We start from the raw sequence: 19,108 nt of genomic DNA, 5'->3' as shown, positions 1-19,108 counted from the left end.
TTTTTGTGCAGGTATGAACGTTAAAGTCTGGATTACTGCATTCCGCCTGCGTACGTTGCCGCTCGCTATAGCGTGTATCGGTATGGGCGGTTTTCTGGCTGCCTCAGCCGGGGCTTTTCGTTGGGATATTTTTTTTCTTTGCATCTTAACAACCATATTCCTTCAGATTCTTTCCAATCTTTCAAACGATTATGGCGATTCTGTACATGGGGCCGATAGTGAATTTCGCATCGGACCTCAGCGGGCCGTTCAATCGGGAAGTATCGCTCCGGCACAGATGCGAATAGCCATCGGATTGTTTGTATTGTTGTGCCTGACAAGCGGAATTGCACTATTGCTTCGTGCATTCGGTTTTAACTGGAATGCCCTCCTTTTCTTTTTTGGTTTGGGTGTGCTGAGCATCGTTGCGGCAATTGCTTACACGGTAGGAAGAAAGCCCTACGGTTATGTAGGTTTAGGCGACCTGTCGGTGCTGTTGTTCTTTGGAATTGTTGGCGTAATGGGCTCCGCGTACTTGTTTACACGTCAGGTTAACTGGCTTCAGTTGCTTCCTGCATTAAGTTGTGGGTTTTTTTCAATGGGAGTTTTAAATGTGAACAACATCCGCGATATGGAATCCGACAGGCAAGCCGGCAAATTTTCAATACCGGTTCGTATTGGCCGTAAAAATGCCATACGCTACCATTGGTTCCTTATTGTCGGAGGGCTGGCCGCAGCCATCTTTTATAATGTGTTGCTGTTTAAAACACCCTGGCAGTTTCTCTTCCTGGTAACAGCACCCTTCTTTATTTATAATGTGGCTATGGTAAGCAAAAGAGGCCCGGCCGAACTGGACCCACTGTTGAAGCAACTGGCTATTTCAACCCTGTTATTCGTTGTTTGGTTCGGAATCGGACAGTTGATGATATAAATCAGGCCCGGGCGTGATGCCCGTCACGCAGCATGGCCAAGGCCGGCTTGTATATTTGTAGAAAGGCTTATCCCAGGAATTATGAAAAAGATCCTTGTTCCATGCGATTTTTCCGAGCAGGCCGTAAATGCCTTCCGGTTTGCAGTTGATGTTGCTGATCAGGCAAAAGGCGAAGTCCACCTGGTACATGTTATCGAATTGCCGGTCATGCACGACTCCGTACTCATGCCCGTGATGTCGTTTGAAGAAGCTTTATTGAAAGAGTTACGCGAAAAGGCAGAAAAAGAGTTTAAGAAGCTTAAAGATAAATATGCCGGTAAACTTAGCGTTACCAGCCAGGTTATTTTCGGGGCCACTTCGCGAATGATTACCGATTATATAACCGATAACGCTATTGAACTTGTTGTAATGGGCACCAAGGGAGCGAGCGGTGTTAAAGAGGTGCTCATCGGCTCCAATGCCGAAAAGGTAGTGCGCAGATCACCGGTTCCGGTTATAGCCATTAAAAAATATGCAAAGGCTTCCTCCATTAAAAACATTGTCTTTCCAAACACCCTGGATACCGAAAAGCAGGAAGACCTGGTGATGAAGGTAAAAGCGCTGCAAAATTTCTTCAAAGCACAAATTCACATTGTGTGGATTAACACACCCACTAATTTCACGCCCGACCGGATAACATTTGAGCGCCTTAATGCTTTTGCAAAGCGGTTTATGTTTAAGGATTTTACAGTGAGTGTTTATAACGATCCCTTTGAAGAATCAGGAATCATTAACTATACGCACGCTGTAAAAGCCGATATGATAGCCATGGGTACGCATGGTCGTAAAGGGTTGGCGCATATCCTGAGCGGCAGTGTGGCCGAAGATGTGGTAAACCATGTGGATTGCCCCATCTGGACGTATGCACTGAAGAAATAACAGCATGGAGGTACAGCACGACACGATTGATGTTGATGTTCAATGCTACCACTGCGGCCAGCCCTGCGAAGATGTTTCCTGGCAGGACGATAAGCCGTTTTGTTGCGTTGGCTGCAAAACAGTTTACGAAATACTCAGCACCAATGATTTATGCGAATACTATAATTATCAGCAAAACCCAGGTATCCAGTTAAACAAACCGGTTGATGAGTCGGCTTATGACTACCTGAATGAGCCGGCCATCCGCCAGAAACTGTTAACGTTTAATTCCGACACATTCAGCCGTGTAAATTTTTTTGTACCGGCTATCCATTGTGTGTCATGTATATGGCTGCTGGAGAACCTGAAACGTCTTGATGGAGGTATTGTAAAGTCGGAAGTGAACTTTGCCCGCAAGCAGGTGGTTATTGATTTTAATCCGGAAAAGATTTCGCTTGCACGTGTGGCTTCGCTGATGGCTACGGTGGGTTATGCACCGGTTATCACACTGGATGATGATACTGAAAAGGCACAACACGGCCGATCATTTTTTACTGCCGATAAACAACTCATAACCAAACTGGCCATTGCCGGTTTTTGCTTCGGCAATGTGATGTTGTTCAGCTTTCCGGAATACCTGGGGCTGGAAGGTGAGGACTCATTAAAAGAAGTTTTCTCCTGGTTGAACGTACTTCTGTCTGTACCGGTGCTGCTATACAGCGGTATCGACTATCTCACATCGGCCTGGAAAAGTTTTAAACAACGGCAGATTAACATTGATGTTCCAATTGCTGTTGGGCTTATCGCACTCTTCGGACGAAGCCTCTGGGAAATCATAACCGGCTACGGCCCGGGCTACTTCGATTCGTTTACCGGCCTGGTATTCTTCCTGCTGATTGGCCGCTGGTTTCAAAGCAAAACGTATCAAAGCCTTGCCTTCGATCGCGATTTCAAATCATACTTTCCGCTGGCTGTGCAGAGGCGACAGGGTAATGAATGGAAGCCGGTGGTTATCTACGAACTGCGCATGGGTGACGAGATCAAAATCAGGAACATGGAGATTGTGCCGGCCGACAGCACGTTGCTCACCGGTGAGGGTTTTATGGATTACAGTTTTGTAACGGGTGAGTCCAGACCGGTAAAAATTACTCCCGGCAGTTACGTTTATGCAGGAGGCCGGTTAATCGGCCAGCCGGTAACGTTGCGTGTGGACAAGGAAACATCGCAAAGCCACCTGACCAGCCTGTGGAATAATGCTATTTTTAAGAAACCCCTTGAGAGCCGTTATCGCAAAATTCTTGATAAGGCTGCGCAACGGTTTACCTGGATTGTACTTGCCATTGCACTGATAACAGCCGGCTACTGGTACCTGGCCGATGCCTCGCAGGTATGGCTTATTGTAACGGCCGTGCTAATGGTGGCCTGCCCGTGCGCCTTGGCGCTTACCGCACCATTTACCTACGGCACCATGCTGCGGCAATTTGGCCGGCATGGATTGTATTTAAAGAATGCCGATGTAATTGAACGCATGGCCGGTATTGATGCACTGGTGTTTGATAAAACAGGAACCCTTACACACGGTTTGAAACCGCAGGTTGATTTTGTGGGCAGGTTGAGCGATAACGAGTTGGCCAACATCAGGCGGTTATGCAGCTTCTCAACGCATCCGCTCAGCACCATCATCAGCCAGGCGCTTACCCAGCGGGGGGCAGGCGAAGTGAAGGACTTTAAAGAGATACCGGCACAGGGAATTGAGGCGTGTATCAATACCGATCACTATCAGGTAGGGTCGGCCCGCTTTACCGGAGCGCTGCCACTTGCCGATGATTCAGCTTCGGTGGTATTTGTAAGCATTAACGAACAGCCGCGCGGATATTTTCAGATTAAAACTTCCGTGAGGGAAAACATTGAGCCTATGCTAAGGAGGTGGAACCGGCCGGTGGCTATGGTTTCTGGTGATAACGATGCAGATAAAGACCGGATGAAGATACTGTTTGGTGCGGACGCACAACTGCTGTTTAATCAGAATCCGCACGATAAACTGAATTACGTAAAAGAATTGCAGCAAGCAGGTAACAAGGTATTGATGCTGGGCGATGGCCTGAACGACAGCGGGGCATTAAAGCAAGCCGATGTGGGCCTTGCTGTTACCGATGATACCGGGGTATTTACACCTTCGTGTGATGGTATTTTGCAGGGCGATAAACTTCCGCTGTTGGACAGGTTTCTGCATCTGGCCAAATCGGCAACCACTATTGTTAAATCAGCTTTTGTGCTATCGTTTTTGTATAACGCCATTGCATTGAGTTTTGCGGTTACCGGTCACCTCACCCCGTTAATAGCTGCTGTTTTAATGCCGCTCAGCAGCATCAGCGTGGTGGTGTTTACAACCGTTTCAGTTAACTTGGTGGCAGCAAGAAAATTTGCATTATGAAAATTATCGCTTTACTCATACTGATTAGCGTTTCCATAGCGGTGGTCTTTCTTGCTATTTTTTACTGGAGCATGAAAAGCGGCCAGTACGATGACACCTATACCCCTTCGGTGCGGATGCTGTTTGAGGATTCAAAGCATCCGGCCAAGAACAAGTCGGGCAGTGCAAATACAAAGGCCGGGTAGTTGTTATTCGTATTAATTCAGTTTAGCAAAATTCTTATCCACAATGGCGTTAATATCTTCGCGGCTCATCGGGTGGCCGGCATAAAGGAGTTCCGAAATCTTTTTTACTATCTCATCCAATTCTCTGGCTGAAACCTGCAGGGCTTCGAGCAGTTCCTTGTCTTTAACCGTGCTCACCTCCATAGCCACCAGGTGCGATATACCCAGCAGGCGTGCCAGCGGGGCGCGCAGCAGGTGCGAGTTAATGAAAGCATATTCGGTAAGTTGTTTGTTTTGGGATTCCAACTCCTCGGTTCGTTTCTTTACAGCCAGTTCAAGTCGTTCGTTGGTGCCGGTTAACTGGTCGTTTAACGAAATGAGTTCTTCGTTAAGTGAGGTAAGCTCTTCGTTCATTGTCTCGATGGAGTTAGTTTTTTCAATTAACTCATGGTTTTGATGGCGTATCTGGCGCAGCAGGTTTTTAATGCGTTCATTCTGGTGGCACATGGCCATAATATCAGCAAGCGATTGTACAAATAAAGCATCTTCGGGTTGCCAGTGGCGCTGGGTTTGCTGCTGCTCGCAGCAAATAACCCCGATGGTTTTGCCGCCAATCTTAATAGGGCAATCCATCATCGAAACAATGTGGAGTGGTTTCAGGTAGCCTTCGGCAAACTCGCGGGTATCTTCATGCACGGTGGCATCATCGGCCATAATAACCGGTTTGTTATGCAGGGCGTTAAAGTAAGCCGGGTAATCGTTGGTGTGCAGGGTAACAATGGCATCGGTAGCACCAGAGGTTTCCTGCAGGCACTTTCTTTCCAGCATAGTACCATTCAATACCCAAATACTTACGCGGCTCACGGATAGCTGCTTTTTTGCAGCCGTACAAACGATATGGTTAATGGCCTGGATGTCATCTTCAATCAAAGCTTCATCGCGGTTTAGCGCTATAATCGATTGTTGATAATTCTCCAGGCGTTGTTTTTTTTCAGTGAGATTCTGTCGCAGCCGGTCAAGTTCTTCATTTTTTTTACGCATATTCTCATAGGCATCTCCAAGTAGTTTGTGGAGTAAATACACGGAAGCCAGTATCCCGAAGAAGAAAATATAATGCGTAATGAGAAAGGGCTCCTTTCGTACCACGATGTCATAACGGCCTTCAAAAAGATATTCAATCCGGTAGGCATTGAACAGGAAAGTGGCCAGCACAATAAATGCCCAAATAAGTGATGCGCGAACACCTTGAAGAATAAGGGCGGCAATGGGTACAAAAACGAGCCAGAAGTTAATGGTATGAAAGCTTTTTGCATTGGTGAAAAAAATAAGTTCCAGCAGCAGGTAAGCGAAAGATGTAATTATACCGGGAATAACTGACCAATTGGGCCACTTCAGGTAAATCAGTAACATTCCCACACTAACGGCCCAAAACAAGACCATTACACCTGTGGTAGTAGTTTCCAGGTCGATGGTCAGTTCGGCAATCAGGTTGGCGGTAGTAAGCGCATTTATAGCCACAATAGCCGCCAGCGTGATTTTAGTGCTTTGAAATTTAAACGCACTTAGGTGCATTAACCGGCTTAGAGCGTTAAAAAGTGGCATTTTTAGTCCCCTTATATGATTAACAATTACCGGGTGGTTACGGTTAGCCAACAGAAATTGAAAACAAAATTAATCAACTTAAGCCTCCGCCATTTACCTGATTAGAATCAGGGTAGCAGTATGACTAACCTCATAATTGCCCGGAGATGACCCCTTTAAATTTAGGCAAATTTCAAGGCTTAAAACCGCAACTAATCTTTACAAACTATGGAAAAATCAATTTTCGCATTAGCCACGCTGCTGGCGCTGGCCACATGTACTCCTGAAAAACCAAAATTTGAGGAAGGGGAGAAGAAGAAAAGCAGTGCCGTTGAAGAGGTAGTTGATCCTGCCAAAGGCATCGGCCAGGTAAAGAGTGTAACCCTCTACAATCCCCTGGACGAAGAACGCATTAAACGCGGAAAAGATATTTATGAGATGAAATGCCAGGCCTGCCACCGGTTAGACGACCAGCGTGTGGTTGGCCCCGGATGGAAGGGGGTAACGAAAATTCGGAAACCGGAGTGGATCATGAACATGATTACCAATGTGGATGTGATGCTTGATCAGGATCCGGAAGCTCAAAAGTTACTTGAACTTTGCTTAACCCGCATGCCTAATCAGAATGTTTCTATTGGCGATGCGCGGGACATCCTGGAGTTTATGCGGCAAAATGATGGCGAGAAGTAAACCTTAAATCTGTTACAATATGAAAAAACTATTAGTTCTTCCTGTCATACTTCTGCTGGCCTGTACACAGCAGCCTTCCGGAAGTGCCGAAGTCGCCTCTGCTCCGCTGCCGGGTGGGCAATCCAATGTAAAAGATGAAACATCAAAACCTGATGTCGTTCGCATTGCGGTTAATTCCAATGTTCACAAAACCCTGGTGGCTGCTTTAAAAGCAGCCGACTATGTTGATGCGCTGTCCAATGCCGGACCGTTTACCGTTTTTGCCCCCACTGACGATGCGTTTGCCAAGTTGCCGGCTGGTACGGTTGATAACCTGGTGAAACCTGAAAACAAAGAAACACTTCAGAACATCCTGGAGTACCATGTGTACGTAGGCAACATCCGTGAAGATCAGATTCAGGATGGGATGACACTCAACCAGGTCAACTTGCAGAATGTAACGCTGAACAAATCGGCTGACGGTAAAATAACCATTAACGGTGTTAATGTTATCGGCTCGGTAAGTGCAAGCAACGGCACTGTTTACGTAATTGATGGCGTACTGCTCCCTCCGGATAAGAAATAATTCAACCTAATTAAACTATACATCCATGAAACATAACCGAATATCATTATTTATAGTGCTGGGCCTGGCGCTCTATGCGTTAAACGGCTGTAAGCCGAAAGGTCCTGCCGGTGTAACTACAGGCGATGCCGCTTCGAAAGTATATGTGGCTCCCGGCCAGTATGATGAATTTTACAACCTGGTTTCCGGTGGCTTTAACGGCCAGATGGCTGTTTACGGTCTGCCTTCAGGCCGGTTGTTCCGCAACATACCGGTTTTCTCCGTTGACCCCACCAGTGGTTACGGGTACAGCGAAGAAACCAAGGCCATGCTCAACACTTCGCACGGTTTTGTACCCTGGGACGATTTACACCACCCGGCTATTTCCACCACCAAAGGTGAGCACGATGGCCGCTGGGTATTTGGCAATGCCAACAATACACCCCGCATAGCCCGCATCGACCTGGCCACTTTCCGCACGGAAGAGATTATTGAAATCCCCAACAGTGGTGGTAACCACTCCTCTCCGTTCATTACGGAAAACACCGAGTATGTTGTTGCCGGCACACGCTTTAGCGTGCCGCTTGGCGAAAACCGCGATGTGCCCATCAGTTCGTATAAAGAAAATTTCAAGGGTTCCATCAGTTTTATTAAGGTAAATCCGGAAACGGGACGCATGAACATTGAGTTTCAGTTGCGCACACCCGGTTTCAATTACGATTTAAGCCGGGCCGGTAAAGGCCCGTCACACGGCTGGTTCTTCTTCTCGTGCTACAACACCGAACAAGCTTACACGCTGCTCGAGGTAAACGCTTCGCGTAACGATAAGGACTTTATTATGGCGGTGAACTGGAAGAAGGCAGAAGAATACTTAGCAGCCGGTAAAGGCAAAAAAGAAAAAGTGCGCTATGCCCACAATGTGTACGATCATAAGAAACACATGGCTACCAGTACCATCATGGAAGAAGTAACCGTGCTGGATGTTATGGAACTGCCTGATATAGTTTATTTCATCCCATGCCCCAAATCGCCTCACGGCTGCGATGTTGACCCTACAGGCGAATATATTGTGGGCAGCGGTAAACTGGCTGCCGTAATGCCGGTATTCTCGTTCGGTAAAATACAAACGGCCATTGCCAATAAAGATTATGAAGGTGATTTTGCCGGCATCCCGATTATCAAGTACGAATCGGCCCTGCATGGCGAAGTGAAGAAGCCCGGCCTGGGCCCGCTCCACACCGAGTTTGATGCCAATGGTAATGCCTACACCTCGTTTTTTGTTTCATCCGAAATTGTGAAGTGGAATGTCAAGTCGCTTCAGGTGCTCGATCGCGTACCTACTTACTACTCCATTGGTCACCTGTGTGTACCGGGCGGCCCTACCGCCAAACCGCATGGCAAGTATGTTATCGCGTACAACAAAATTACCAAAGACCGCTACCTGCCTACGGGTCCGGAGTTAACACAAAGTGCTCAACTATACTCAATCGATGGCGATAAAATGCAGTTGCTGCTCGACTTCCCCACGATTGGCGAGCCGCACTATGCCGAAGCCATTCCGGCCAGTTTAATTAAAGACCGGTCGGTAAAGATTTTCCCGATTGAGGAAAACGAACATCCTTATGCCGCCAAAGGCGAGAAGATGGCCCGTGTTGAACGCAAAGGCAATGATGTGCACGTGTACATGACAGCCATCCGTTCGCACCTCACCCCCGATAACATTGAAGGCATCCGCGTTGGCGATAACGTGTACTTCCACGTTACCAACCTGGAGCAGGACTGGGATGTACCGCATGGCTTTGCTGTAAAAGGCGCTACCAATGCCGAAATTTTGATTATGCCGGGCGAAACCCAAACCCTGTTGTGGAAGCCGCTGAAGGCCGGAGTATATCCGTTCTACTGCACCGACTTCTGCTCGGCTTTACATCAGGAGATGCAGGGGTATGCCCGTGTATCGCCTGCCGGAGCAACTACGCCATTGAAATTTTCAACCGGAGAAACTGCCAGTCAGAAATAGTGGCGCTGGCGGCAGGGCAATTCCATAGTTTGCAGGTTGAAAGCCCGGGTACCCGTCACGCCTTGGCGTGACGGGGCCAGGGTTAAAACGAAAAATTACTTGTGCTGTGAAAAAACTGAATAAAATTACGCGGCTTGTTATTGTTGTGGCCTCCCTGGCGATGATCAGCGCGTTGTACGTGCCACTATGGCAAATTCTGATGTGGGCACCTCAATACCCCGAAGGGCTTGAAATGAAAATCTGGATAGATGATATTTCGGGCGATGTAAAAATCATCAGTGCGCTGAACCACTACATCGGCATGAAGCACATCGAGGTGAGCATGTTCCCGGAGTTTGGTTACATGAAGTACATTGTGATGGCCTTGGTGGGTATCGGATTGCTAACTGCCCTGATTAACAAGCGGTGGGCACTTGCCGCACTGGTTGTGTTAATAACTGCAACAGGTATTGCGGCATTAGTTGATTTTTATATGTGGGGTTACGATTACGGACATAATCTTGATCCATCGGCACCCATTGTTGTACCGGGTATGGCCTATCAGCCCCCGCTTATTGGTACCAAACAATTACTGAATTTCACAGCATTTTCTGGTCCTGATATTGGCGGGTGGATTTTTCTGGTTATTGGCCTTGCTTTATACGCTGTGCTGGCTCTTGAAATTTTTAAATTCGGAAAGCAAAGGTAAAATGAGAGTTGAAGTACTTGCAGTAATTGGCGCTGTTGTGATTACAGCCTGTTCCGTAAAGCCTGAGCCTATCAACTACGGTCAGGATAATTGTCATTTATGTAAAATGACTATTATGGATAAAAAGTTTGGAGCTGAAGTAGTGACCACCAAAGGCAAAGTTTTCAAATTTGACGATGTAAACTGCATGGTTAATTTTCTGAACTCCGGTTACCTCGAAGAACGCGATGTTGCTTTTAGATTGGTAACGGATTACAGCCAGCCGGGTAAACTTATTGCTGCCGATGAAGCCTTCTTCATCAAATCACCGGACATCCGAAGCCCCATGGCCGGCCAGGTGGCTTCGTTTGAAACCGATGAGCGCAAAAATGAATTTAAGAAACAATGGAGCAACAGCATTTATTTAACCTGGGGCGAACTAACCACACAGTATAAATAATCCTGTAAGGTTGTTTTGTCGCCACGCAAAATGAACCCGTTAAAATTCTATATTGCACTTGTACTATGTCTTGCCGGTATACCGGTTAGCGCAAAAAGAATAATCGTTAATCCGGGTGGTCCGGTTAAGTCGGTTAACCTGGCTATATCACTTGCCGCAGCAGGCGATACCATACTGGTTAAATCCGGTATTTACCGCGAGGGAAACATCACCATCAACAAACCATTGGTATTTATTGGGGAAGGAAGGCCTGTACTGGATGGCGAAATGAAACATGAGGTATTTACTATAAATGCCGATGGTGTTAGTATTTCAGGATTTCGCATCATCAATTCAGGGGTTTCCAGTGTGAAAGACCTTGCCGGCATTGGTGCTATCAATACCGACCGGTTGGTTATCCGTAATAATGAGTTTGCCGAAACTTTTTTTGGCATCCACATCTCAAACAGCCGCAACAGCATTATCGAAAACAACAGGCTTCTGGTGAGTGCGCGAAGCGAATACGAGATAGGCAATGGCATTCATTTATGGCAAAGCACCCAGGCTACCATTCGCAATAATTACGTTAGCGGCCACCGCGATGGTATTTATTTTGAATTTGTTACCAGTTCACGCATTGAAGGTAACACGTGCGAGCGCAACCAGCGCTATGGTTTGCATTTTATGTTCTCGCATGATGACGAGTACCACCGGAATAGTTTCAGGGAGAACGGTGCCGGTGTTGCTGTGATGTACACCCGCAATGTAACCATGACGTACAACCTGTTTGAAAAGAACTGGGGCAACAGTGTGTATGGATTACTGCTCAAAGACATCAGCGACAGCAAAGTAACCAACAACCGATTTGTTCAAAACACCATTGCTGTTTACATGGAGGGCACCAGCCGTACCGAATTTTCAGAAAACATTTTTACATCAAATGGCTGGGGAATACGGCTGCAGGCCAGTTGCGATGCCAATACATTTACACGGAATAATTTTACCCGCAATACGTTTGATTTTGCCACCAACGGAACATTGGTGCTGAATACCATAAACGGCAATTACTGGGATAAATATCAGGGCTACGACCTGAATAAAGACGGCATTGGCGATGTGCCCTACCGCCCCGTAAACATGTACACGATGGTGGTTGAACGCATTCCTACCGCGGTATTATTATGGCGCAGTTTTCTGGTATTTCTGCTCGATCGGGCCGAAAAAGTATTTCCTGCGGTAACACCCGAAAACCTGAAAGACGAATATCCTAACTTGCGACCGCATGATTTCAATACGTAACGTAGTTAAAACCTTCGGCAAGCTCAGGGCCCTGGATGGCGTTACGGTTGATTTCCATCCGGGTAAATCGTATGCATTAATCGGGCCGAACGGTTCAGGGAAAACAACCCTTATCAAAAGCGTGCTGGGCATGGTCATCCCCACTTCGGGCGATATCGTGGTGGATAAGGAGCCCGTAAAAAATCACTGGCACTACCGCGAAAAAATCGGGTATATGCCGCAGATTGGCCGCTACCCCGACAACATGCGCATCGGGCAGTTGTTCGAAATGATGCGCAACATCCGTAAAAACCCGCCTCTGCCGGATGAAGAATTAATAGATGCTTTCCGGTTGCATCAGATTATAGATAAACGCATGCACACCCTGTCGGGTGGCACGCGCCAGAAGGTGAGTGCAGCGCTGGCATTTATGTTTAACCCGCCCATATTGTTTTTAGATGAACCGACTGCCGGGCTTGACCCGGTATCGGTAGAATTACTGAAAGATAAAATTCAAAAAGAAAAAGAAGCCGGCCGGCTGTTGATCATCACCTCGCACATTATGAGCGACCTGGATGATTTGGCTACCGAAGTGGTGTACCTGCAGGAGGGCAGGATACGCTACAACAACACCATTGAAGAATTAAAAGACATTACCGGTGAGGGCAAACTTGGCAAAGCCATGGCGAAGATGATCAGAGGATTGGAACATGAGAAACAATCAAAACACCCCCCTGTGTCCCCCCTCGAGGGGGGAACGGGGAGTGTCAGAATAAAGACCGGATAAGCTATGCCCCGTGTAATCAAATACGTTTTCTACGACATCCTGCGCACGCGGTTTATCCTGCTGTACACGTTATTTCTGTTGGTAAGTACCATCGCCATGTTTCAGCTCGATACCGATACGGGCAAAGTTATTTTAAGTCTGATGAACATTGTGCTGATGGTGGTTCCGCTGGTGAGCATTGTGTTCAGCACCATCCACTTTTTTAATTCCTACGAGTTTATAGAGTTGCTGCTGGCGCAACCCGTTAACCGCAGAATCATTTTTCTGGGTGAATATTTCGCGGTAGTCTTTTCACTTTGTTCTGCTTTTGTAGCTGGCGTGGGCATTCCCATGGTTTTTTATGAAGCCGATGTAAGCGGGTTTACGCTGGTCTATTCCGGCATTATGCTTACGCTGGTGTTCGTTTCGCTGGCATTTCTTTCATCTGTAGTTACACGCGATAAGGCCAAAGCCATTGGCATAGCCTTGCTATTCTGGTTTTACTTTTCGTTGATCTACGATGGGCTGCTCATGTGGATTATTTATACCTTCATGGATTACCCGTTGGAGAAAATTACCCTTGCCCTTGTTTCGCTTAACCCGGTTGACCTGGCCCGTATCCTTATGCTGCTGCAACTGGATATTTCGGCACTGATGGGTTACACAGGCGCATTTTATAAAGAGTTTTTTGGAAGTAACCTCGGCCTGATCTTTTCTTCGCTGGTGTTGCTGGTGTGGATTGTTGTTCCGGTATGGGGCGCATTGCGTATTTTTATCCGAAAGGATTTATAGACCATGTCAAAAATTACGTCACTACCTGTTCTTCTGCTTCTTCTGGCCTGTTCTGTAAACGATAAGTCATTTACGATTGAGTTCCTTCCTTCACCGGCCGGAAACAACGCGGGCGAACCGTACCTGTTTACTGACCCGGCAGGTGATGTTTTGCTTTCATGGATTGAAACAAACGATACGATCCACCAACTGCGGTATTCCCGGTGGAACGGGCAGCAATGGAATGAACCGGTTACCATTGCCAGTAGCAGCAATTGGTTTGTAAACTGGGCCGATTATCCGATGATTGTTTCAAATGGCCGCGAAAACCTGATGGCCGCATTTCTGGAAAAAAGCAGCGATGAGAAATTCTCCTATGATGTAAAAATCACCGCCTCTTCCAATGGTATTACCTGGGGCGATCCAACTATGCTCCATGATGACGGAAAATATGCTGAACACGGATTCGTTTCGCTGGTGCCTCAGGGCGACCAGGTTTTTATCAGTTGGCTGGATGGACGAAATACGGTAAGCGACAAGCCTGAACAAACCGGCCACGACCACCACGGGCAAATGACCTTGCGGGCTGCGTTGCTGAGCAACAAGGGAGCTAAAGCACATGAATGGGAACTCGACAACCGCGTGTGCGACTGTTGCCAGACTACGGCTGCGATTACAGCCAACGGTCCGGTGGTGATTTACCGCGATCGCTCGCACCAGGAGATTCGCGACATCTACATCGTACGGTGGGTAAATGGAAGTTGGACAGCGCCCAAACCGGTTTATGCTGATAACTGGAACATCAGCGGCTGCCCGGTTAACGGCCCGCGTTGCGAAGCTATAGGCAATACATTGGCCGTGGCCTGGTTTACCATGGCAAATGACAATCCTGCGGTGAAGGTGTCTTTTTCAGATGATGCCGGAGAAACATTTTCAATTCCCGTTCAGTTAAGCCAAAGCGAAACCATCGGCCGGGTTGATTTGGTGCTGCTCAATGAGAGTACTGCGGTTGTTAGCTGGATGGAAGGATCGGAAATTAAAGTGGCAACGGTTAACCGAAGCGGACAGGTGGAGGCTATAACATCAATTGCTAAATCATCGGAAGCCCGTTCCAGCGGATTTCCTCAATTAACCAAAGCCGGAGCTGGCTTATTGATGGCCTGGACTGACAGCAATACAAAAACAATCCGTACAGCTGCACTTGGTTTGAAATAATGGAAGCCGCCAAAAACGATATTAAAACCCGTACTGATGTAAAGTTGCTGGTAGACAGCTTTTATGAAAAAGTAAAAGCCGATGAACTGCTGGCCCCGGTGTTCGCGCATGTTAACTGGCCGCATCATTTGCCCGTCATGTACAATTTCTGGTCATCGGTGTTGTTTGGCGACCTGACCTACAGCGGCAACCCGCTGACCAAGCACCTGCCATTAAAAATCAGACCGGAGCACTTTACCCGCTGGCTGGAGCTATTCACCAAAACAGTTGATGAACACTTTGAGGGCTCCAATGCCAAGGAGGCCAAAAGCAGGGCTAACTCGGTAGCGCAGTTGTTTCAATATAAAATGGGACTTTTAAAAACCTGAACGGGCATCCGTCATCACGCGCTGGCAAGTTCAACTCAGGTGCTACGCAAAATCTTATCCATGCTCCTTCCTTTTGCCAGTTCCTCCACCAGCTTATCGAGGTAGCGCACCTGTTGGGTTAAGGGGTTTTTGATTTCTTCTACCCGGTACCCGCAGATGACCCCGGTAATCAGGCGGGCGTTGGGGTTAAGCCGGGCCTGTTGAAAGAATATTTCGAAGGTTGCTTTCTCGGTAATGAGCTTCTGCAGTTTTTTGTCGTCAAAACCGGTTAGCCACTTAATCACCTGGTGCAGTTCTTCTTTTGTCCGGCCTTTTTTTTCCACTTTTGTGAGATAATGCGGATATACCGAAGCGAATGCCATTTTTGCAATTCGCTCATCGTGCGCAGCTGTTGCTTTCATATTACAGAAGTCGTTCCAGTCGTCCTTTTCTTTTTACCAGGTTCTTATAATCCCATTGAATGAGCCGTGCTTTTTTAAGCCAGCGTTGCAAATCCTTTGCATTAACTTCCGAAGAAGTGTTATAGAAAACAGAGGCATCCTTAAATTTTTCTCCGCGTACGTTCAATTTATCTTCTTCAAAACCGGCACCGCTCCAAAACATAAGCCGGATGCCTTTTTTCTGTTTGCTGTACCCCACTATCGGATTGCCGGCTAAAAACCACACCGGGTGTGCGTGCCAGATTTTGTTTTCTGCATCGGGCAATCCATTCGTGATTTCCTGTGCCAGTAAATTGCAAACTGCTGCTTCTGATGGGGTTAATTGGCTGTTGTATTTTCGAATTGCCTGACTGAATGGCTGCATTTGTTTTTTTGATGTTGAAACGGCCGGTTTACTTTCCGGGCGTTGGTTGTCGCGTTGGCTTACAAGGTTTTTTACGGTTTTTTCAATCAGCGAAAACGGAACAGGCTCGTTTAAGGCAAACTGATACGTTGCTTTTGATACATGATATTTTTTCATCGCTGAGGGTATTGTTTCGTTGTGGCGTGGTGTAATGAACAGGCTGATGTGCTTTTTAAAGGCGGCAAAATAAATCAGCCGGCCGGCATAGCCTCTTCCGCCATACTCGTAGAACGGCATCCCGTAACTAATGCGCTCGGTTGCTCCGGGCGCGGCTTTTCGTATGGCCGCTCTGATTTTTTTAAGGATTTCCTGTACAGGCACCGGAAAGGCGGCTATATAACGCTCAACATTTCCATGCTTCACCCGGCTGGTATTCATTTTGTCAATGTTTTGAATTAGTGCTTCGCAATAACCTTAATCATCTTTTGAAACAACAACGAGTTGGGTATGGTAACAACTTCGTTTGCCTCTGTTTCAACTGTTACAAAAAAGGCCCCGATGTCTTTAATGGTTCCGGTAAGCGGGTAGTCCTTGTCGAGTATGCTGATGCTGTCGCCAACTTTGGCCGGATGACTCACAAAAAGTAAAATGCTGGCCGTAACGTTTGAGAGCATAGACCATTGGGCAAACAGGGCAATGCCCAGAATGGCCACAAAAGACGACAGGAACAACACGAGTTCGTTCTGGTCAACACCCCAGATGAACAACAGGGTTACACCTGCCGCAACATACAGCCCGATGGATACGATTTTAATAATAAAGGCAGCGCGGTCTTTCTGCAGGTGGTAGCGGTTGCCGATCCTCCGGATTGTTCCTTTGATGATCAAACTAAGGATAACAAGCCCTACCAGTACAAGTACCGTTTCGATGATTTTAAGATGAAGGGGTTCCATAGGCCGGCAAGTTGCTGCTTAAAAATAAGTAAAGTTCAGTTTGTTGTGCAGATTTTCGGCCGGTAAATGGAGTTTCGACTATTTTTGAAATCACAACTTGTTTCAATCAGGCTTAGGGTATGCATGGAATTGAAAAACAAATGAGAAGGTGCTTGCTTTTTGTGGTATGTTTTTTTGCGGTAGCCTGTGTGGCTACGGCTCAGCACAAAGAAAGCCACCCGTCTGGCAAGACCGTTACCTTCATCACGACACCGGTGGCCGGCTTCGATTCGTTACTGGCGCAGTTCAGGGGCACACCGGTTTTTGTGGATATCTGGGCTACCTGGTGCCAGCCCTGCAGGCGCGAATTCCGGCATTTGGGGTATCTTCAGCAACTGGCCAATCAAAATAAAATTATCCTGCTGTATGTTTCCGGAGATAAGGATGCGGATGAGGCGAAGTGGAAACGGGTTGTTACCGAAAATAACCTGCACGGTTACCACCTCCGGGCAAATCAATCACTTAAACTGGATATCATAAAACGATTTTCCAGACCCTTGAAAAGTTCTGGCGAACGGGCATTAATATACCCCACTTATTTACTTATCGATGCCGATGGAAGGGTGGTTAATGCCAATGCCTCAAAGCCAAGCGATACGGAAGCGTTGAAAAGGCAGTTGAGCAAGGTGTTGAGGTGATAAGATGGGTATTAGGTGTTACGCGTTGGATTTATAACAGCTACGGCTTTCGAAGCGGGTCATTATCCCAAAAGGATAAAGCGAATTTAAGGGAAACTAAATTTCGTAACAACACGCCATCCGTATCCGGAATAAACACTATGTTAGGGGTTGCTCTTTTTTGGTATCATCGCTGTCATTTCAAATTTGCTTAATTCGTCAGAATACCAAAGCGGGATTTTGCTCTAAAAACATTTCCCAGGTAATGCCGCCTGTCAATTTATTTGCAGTCAGATTTTTTCCTCCTGTAAATGCTTTGTGTAATTCATCGGTGGCTTCAAATGTCTTTAATTTTTTATGGTTCCTTTTGAAAAGCAAATATGTTTCTGCCATTTTGTTCAACGGTAGTATTTCTGGTCCGCCTGTTTCAATTATTCCTTTATGTGTTGATTTAATAGTTGACAGAATAGTTGCGGTTGCATCATCCATGCTGATGGACTGAAACTGAAGTTTGTCAGGAATTTCGAAATAAGGTAATGCGGTGCTTTGTTGTTCAAAGCCATCGAGTAAGTGCAAAACAAAGTCGTGGAACTGGGTGAACCGCAGTATAAGATAGGGAAATCCTGATTGCTGAATTATCAACTCTGCTTTTCTCTTTGACTTGTAGTATGGCAGCGGAATTTTATTAACCCCAACAATGGAAACATAAATAAGCAGATTAACAGATGCCCTATCAAGGTTGTCAATAAGTTTTTGCGTGCCGGCAACATCTATGCTTTCATGGTCAAAGAAATTGCTAGCGCAATGGATTATCAACTCAACTCCCCTGAGCGCATTTTCCAGGCCCTCCCCATTTACAAGGTTTCCATAAACTAACGAAAATGATGGTGGTGCGCTTTCAGTTTTTTTCGAAGTCAGCACTTCAAATCGAAAATTATTTTTTAATAACTGCGCAACAAGCACGGTACCCAATTTACCTGTTCCTCCTGTAACGAGTATTTGTTTATCAGAAGTCATGGTTTGTTTTTATTTCGTGCGGATGATTTTTGATTGTTTGGTTTTTCATGAGTTGTTGCTACCAATCAGTTGTTTGAATAGAAGGGCTTTAAAATGAAGCGTAGCGGAATGTTTAGCGCGACCTGCTCCGAACTGTTTAACGTTTTTAGTGTCACCGAAAATTGCCGCCAACGTTTGTGTTTTCTTGATAGCGGACAAATCCGGAGGATTTGTCCGCCTACACCTGTTTGTTAGCGGCCGTTTTGCTACTCCTCTCTCTTCTTAGTCCAAAGTTTAAATATCTCTCCTGTCGTTAGTATATTTTTAAAACCCTTCTTTTTCAATTCGTTTCTCAATTCTAAGTCGCCAGTCCAAAGCTTTCCTTTTAGATGTTTTGTAAGAGCAATGAAGTCTGTATCGTCTAGGTCAACCCCGTCAGCAATTTTTTCAGAGTCCAACCATATTTTTTGAGGAATTATCTCCTCATTAATAAAATTGATTTTTGTCAGCAGTGAGTCGTATGATTCTTCTAATTGTTGGTCGGTGAGTTTTGAAATCTTTTTAATTCTGTCCCAATGCTTTCGAATTTCAGTCCTTAAATAGTTTGGACTGTAAAATTCAAAAATCCCGTCTGAATTGAAGATTATGTGACCAAATGTCGTTTGAGTTTTTAGTAGGGCACTAAAAATTATGTTGGTGTCGACAATTATTTTCACTTAATAAATCGTCTACGGTTTTTACTCCACCAACCTTTTTTTATGTCTTTGGCTAATTTATCAACGTCCTCTTGCTTTGCCTGAGATTTGTCGGTTGCCTCTTTATAGGTCAGATAGTTAATAAGATTCTGAAGTCCTTCAGTGTCAATGTAGGATGGAAGTCTAATAATCACCTCGTTTTTTGTCCGTTCAATCACCATATTTCCAAAATTTTTATCCTAAAATCGCTCTTTATTTTGTCATTCGCAAAATTGCCGCCAACG

21 protein-coding genes are annotated in these 19,108 nt (G+C 46.2%); 15 read left to right on the top strand and 6 right to left on the bottom strand.

Features of this window, described 5'->3' with window-relative positions; all coding sequences use genetic code 11:
* Window positions 1–13: 13 nt before the first annotated feature.
* The 4 genes from HRU69_00105 (at window position 14) to ccoS (ending at window position 4,426) form a co-directional block, all read left to right on the top strand.
* Complete coding sequence (locus HRU69_00105; GenBank protein QOI95971.1) at window positions 14–910, top strand: 1,4-dihydroxy-2-naphthoate polyprenyltransferase; 897 nt, start codon at window positions 14–16, stop codon at window positions 908–910.
* Between the two features lie 81 nt (window positions 911–991).
* Window positions 992–1,828 (top strand): universal stress protein, encoded by an 837-nt coding sequence (locus HRU69_00100; protein ID QOI95970.1) that lies wholly within the window; start codon window positions 992–994, stop codon window positions 1,826–1,828.
* Between the two features lie 4 nt (window positions 1,829–1,832).
* On the top strand, window positions 1,833–4,241 hold the full coding sequence (locus HRU69_00095; GenBank protein QOI95969.1) for a heavy metal translocating P-type ATPase metal-binding domain-containing protein: 2,409 nt from the start codon (window positions 1,833–1,835) through the stop codon (window positions 4,239–4,241).
* Entirely contained in the window at window positions 4,238–4,426 is a 189-nt protein-coding gene (gene ccoS, locus HRU69_00090; protein ID QOI95968.1) for a cbb3-type cytochrome oxidase assembly protein CcoS, read from the top strand. Before HRU69_00095 ends, ccoS begins: the two co-directional genes overlap by 4 nt.
* A 12-nt stretch (window positions 4,427–4,438) precedes the next feature.
* On the opposite strand, the gene HRU69_00085 is transcribed toward ccoS, so the two are convergent.
* A complete protein-coding gene (locus HRU69_00085; protein ID QOI95967.1) occupies window positions 4,439–5,977 on the bottom strand; it encodes a GAF domain-containing protein in 1,539 nt (512 codons plus the stop codon).
* Between the two features lie 237 nt (window positions 5,978–6,214).
* Here HRU69_00085 and HRU69_00080 point away from each other — a divergent pair, with 237 nt between their 5' ends.
* The 10 genes from HRU69_00080 to HRU69_00035 all read left to right on the top strand — a co-directional run bounded on the left by HRU69_00080 (window position 6,215) and on the right by HRU69_00035 (window position 14,741).
* Window positions 6,215–6,676: a cytochrome c gene (locus HRU69_00080; GenBank protein QOI95966.1), complete on the top strand. Its 462-nt coding sequence runs from the start codon at window positions 6,215–6,217 to the stop codon at window positions 6,674–6,676.
* Between the two features lie 19 nt (window positions 6,677–6,695).
* Window positions 6,696–7,241, top strand: coding sequence for a fasciclin domain-containing protein (locus HRU69_00075; protein QOI95965.1), 546 nt, complete (start codon window positions 6,696–6,698; stop codon window positions 7,239–7,241).
* A gap of 25 nt (window positions 7,242–7,266) precedes the next feature.
* Window positions 7,267–9,237, top strand: a complete 1,971-nt coding sequence (gene nosZ / locus HRU69_00070; GenBank protein QOI95964.1) for a Sec-dependent nitrous-oxide reductase — start codon at window positions 7,267–7,269, stop codon at window positions 9,235–9,237.
* A gap of 115 nt (window positions 9,238–9,352) precedes the next feature.
* Window positions 9,353–9,925, top strand: coding sequence for a hypothetical protein (locus HRU69_00065; GenBank protein ID QOI98781.1), 573 nt, complete (start codon window positions 9,353–9,355; stop codon window positions 9,923–9,925).
* Window position 9,926: 1 nt separating this feature from the next.
* Entirely contained in the window at window positions 9,927–10,364 is a 438-nt protein-coding gene (locus tag HRU69_00060) for a nitrous oxide reductase accessory protein NosL (protein ID QOI95963.1), read from the top strand.
* Between the two features lie 30 nt (window positions 10,365–10,394).
* A complete protein-coding gene (locus tag HRU69_00055) occupies window positions 10,395–11,642 on the top strand; it encodes a nitrous oxide reductase family maturation protein NosD (GenBank protein QOI95962.1) in 1,248 nt (415 codons plus the stop codon).
* Complete coding sequence (locus HRU69_00050) at window positions 11,626–12,408, top strand: ABC transporter ATP-binding protein (protein ID QOI95961.1); 783 nt, start codon at window positions 11,626–11,628, stop codon at window positions 12,406–12,408. The genes HRU69_00055 and HRU69_00050 overlap by 17 nt, the downstream gene beginning before the upstream one ends.
* Window positions 12,409–12,411: 3 nt before the next feature.
* Complete coding sequence (locus HRU69_00045) at window positions 12,412–13,179, top strand: ABC transporter permease subunit (GenBank protein QOI95960.1); 768 nt, start codon at window positions 12,412–12,414, stop codon at window positions 13,177–13,179.
* A gap of 3 nt (window positions 13,180–13,182) precedes the next feature.
* Entirely contained in the window at window positions 13,183–14,373 is a 1,191-nt protein-coding gene (locus HRU69_00040; protein ID QOI95959.1) for an exo-alpha-sialidase, read from the top strand.
* Entirely contained in the window at window positions 14,373–14,741 is a 369-nt protein-coding gene (locus HRU69_00035; GenBank protein ID QOI95958.1) for a group III truncated hemoglobin, read from the top strand. Before HRU69_00040 ends, HRU69_00035 begins: the two co-directional genes overlap by 1 nt.
* Before the next feature lie 35 nt (window positions 14,742–14,776).
* Here HRU69_00035 and HRU69_00030 read toward each other — a convergent pair whose 3' ends face one another.
* From HRU69_00030 to HRU69_00020, 3 genes are read right to left on the bottom strand one after another with little or no spacing between them, the layout of a single operon-like run.
* Window positions 14,777–15,142 (bottom strand): DUF2200 domain-containing protein, encoded by a 366-nt coding sequence (locus HRU69_00030; protein ID QOI95957.1) that lies wholly within the window; start codon window positions 15,140–15,142, stop codon window positions 14,777–14,779.
* Window position 15,143: 1 nt separating this feature from the next.
* On the bottom strand, window positions 15,144–15,962 hold the full coding sequence (locus tag HRU69_00025) for a DUF1801 domain-containing protein (protein ID QOI95956.1): 819 nt from the start codon (window positions 15,960–15,962) through the stop codon (window positions 15,144–15,146).
* A gap of 17 nt (window positions 15,963–15,979) precedes the next feature.
* Entirely contained in the window at window positions 15,980–16,477 is a 498-nt protein-coding gene (locus tag HRU69_00020; protein QOI95955.1) for a mechanosensitive ion channel, read from the bottom strand.
* A 140-nt stretch (window positions 16,478–16,617) separates the two neighbouring features.
* On the opposite strand from HRU69_00020, the gene HRU69_00015 reads away from it, so the two are divergent.
* Complete coding sequence (locus tag HRU69_00015) at window positions 16,618–17,154, top strand: redoxin family protein (protein ID QOI95954.1); 537 nt, start codon at window positions 16,618–16,620, stop codon at window positions 17,152–17,154.
* Between the two features lie 198 nt (window positions 17,155–17,352).
* Here the strand turns inward: HRU69_00015 and HRU69_00010 are convergent, their stop codons facing one another.
* Window positions 17,353–18,150, bottom strand: coding sequence for an NAD(P)H-binding protein (locus HRU69_00010; GenBank protein ID QOI95953.1), 798 nt, complete (start codon window positions 18,148–18,150; stop codon window positions 17,353–17,355).
* A 245-nt stretch (window positions 18,151–18,395) separates the two neighbouring features.
* Complete coding sequence (locus tag HRU69_00005; protein QOI95952.1) at window positions 18,396–18,845, bottom strand: hypothetical protein; 450 nt, start codon at window positions 18,843–18,845, stop codon at window positions 18,396–18,398.
* Between the last annotated feature and the right edge of the window lie 263 nt (window positions 18,846–19,108).

It is taken from the genome of Flammeovirgaceae bacterium (assembly GCA_015180985.1).
In the GTDB taxonomy this organism is placed as follows: domain Bacteria; phylum Bacteroidota; class Bacteroidia; order Cytophagales; family Cyclobacteriaceae; genus UBA2336.
This window is presented reverse-complemented; position numbering and strand designations above follow the sequence as displayed.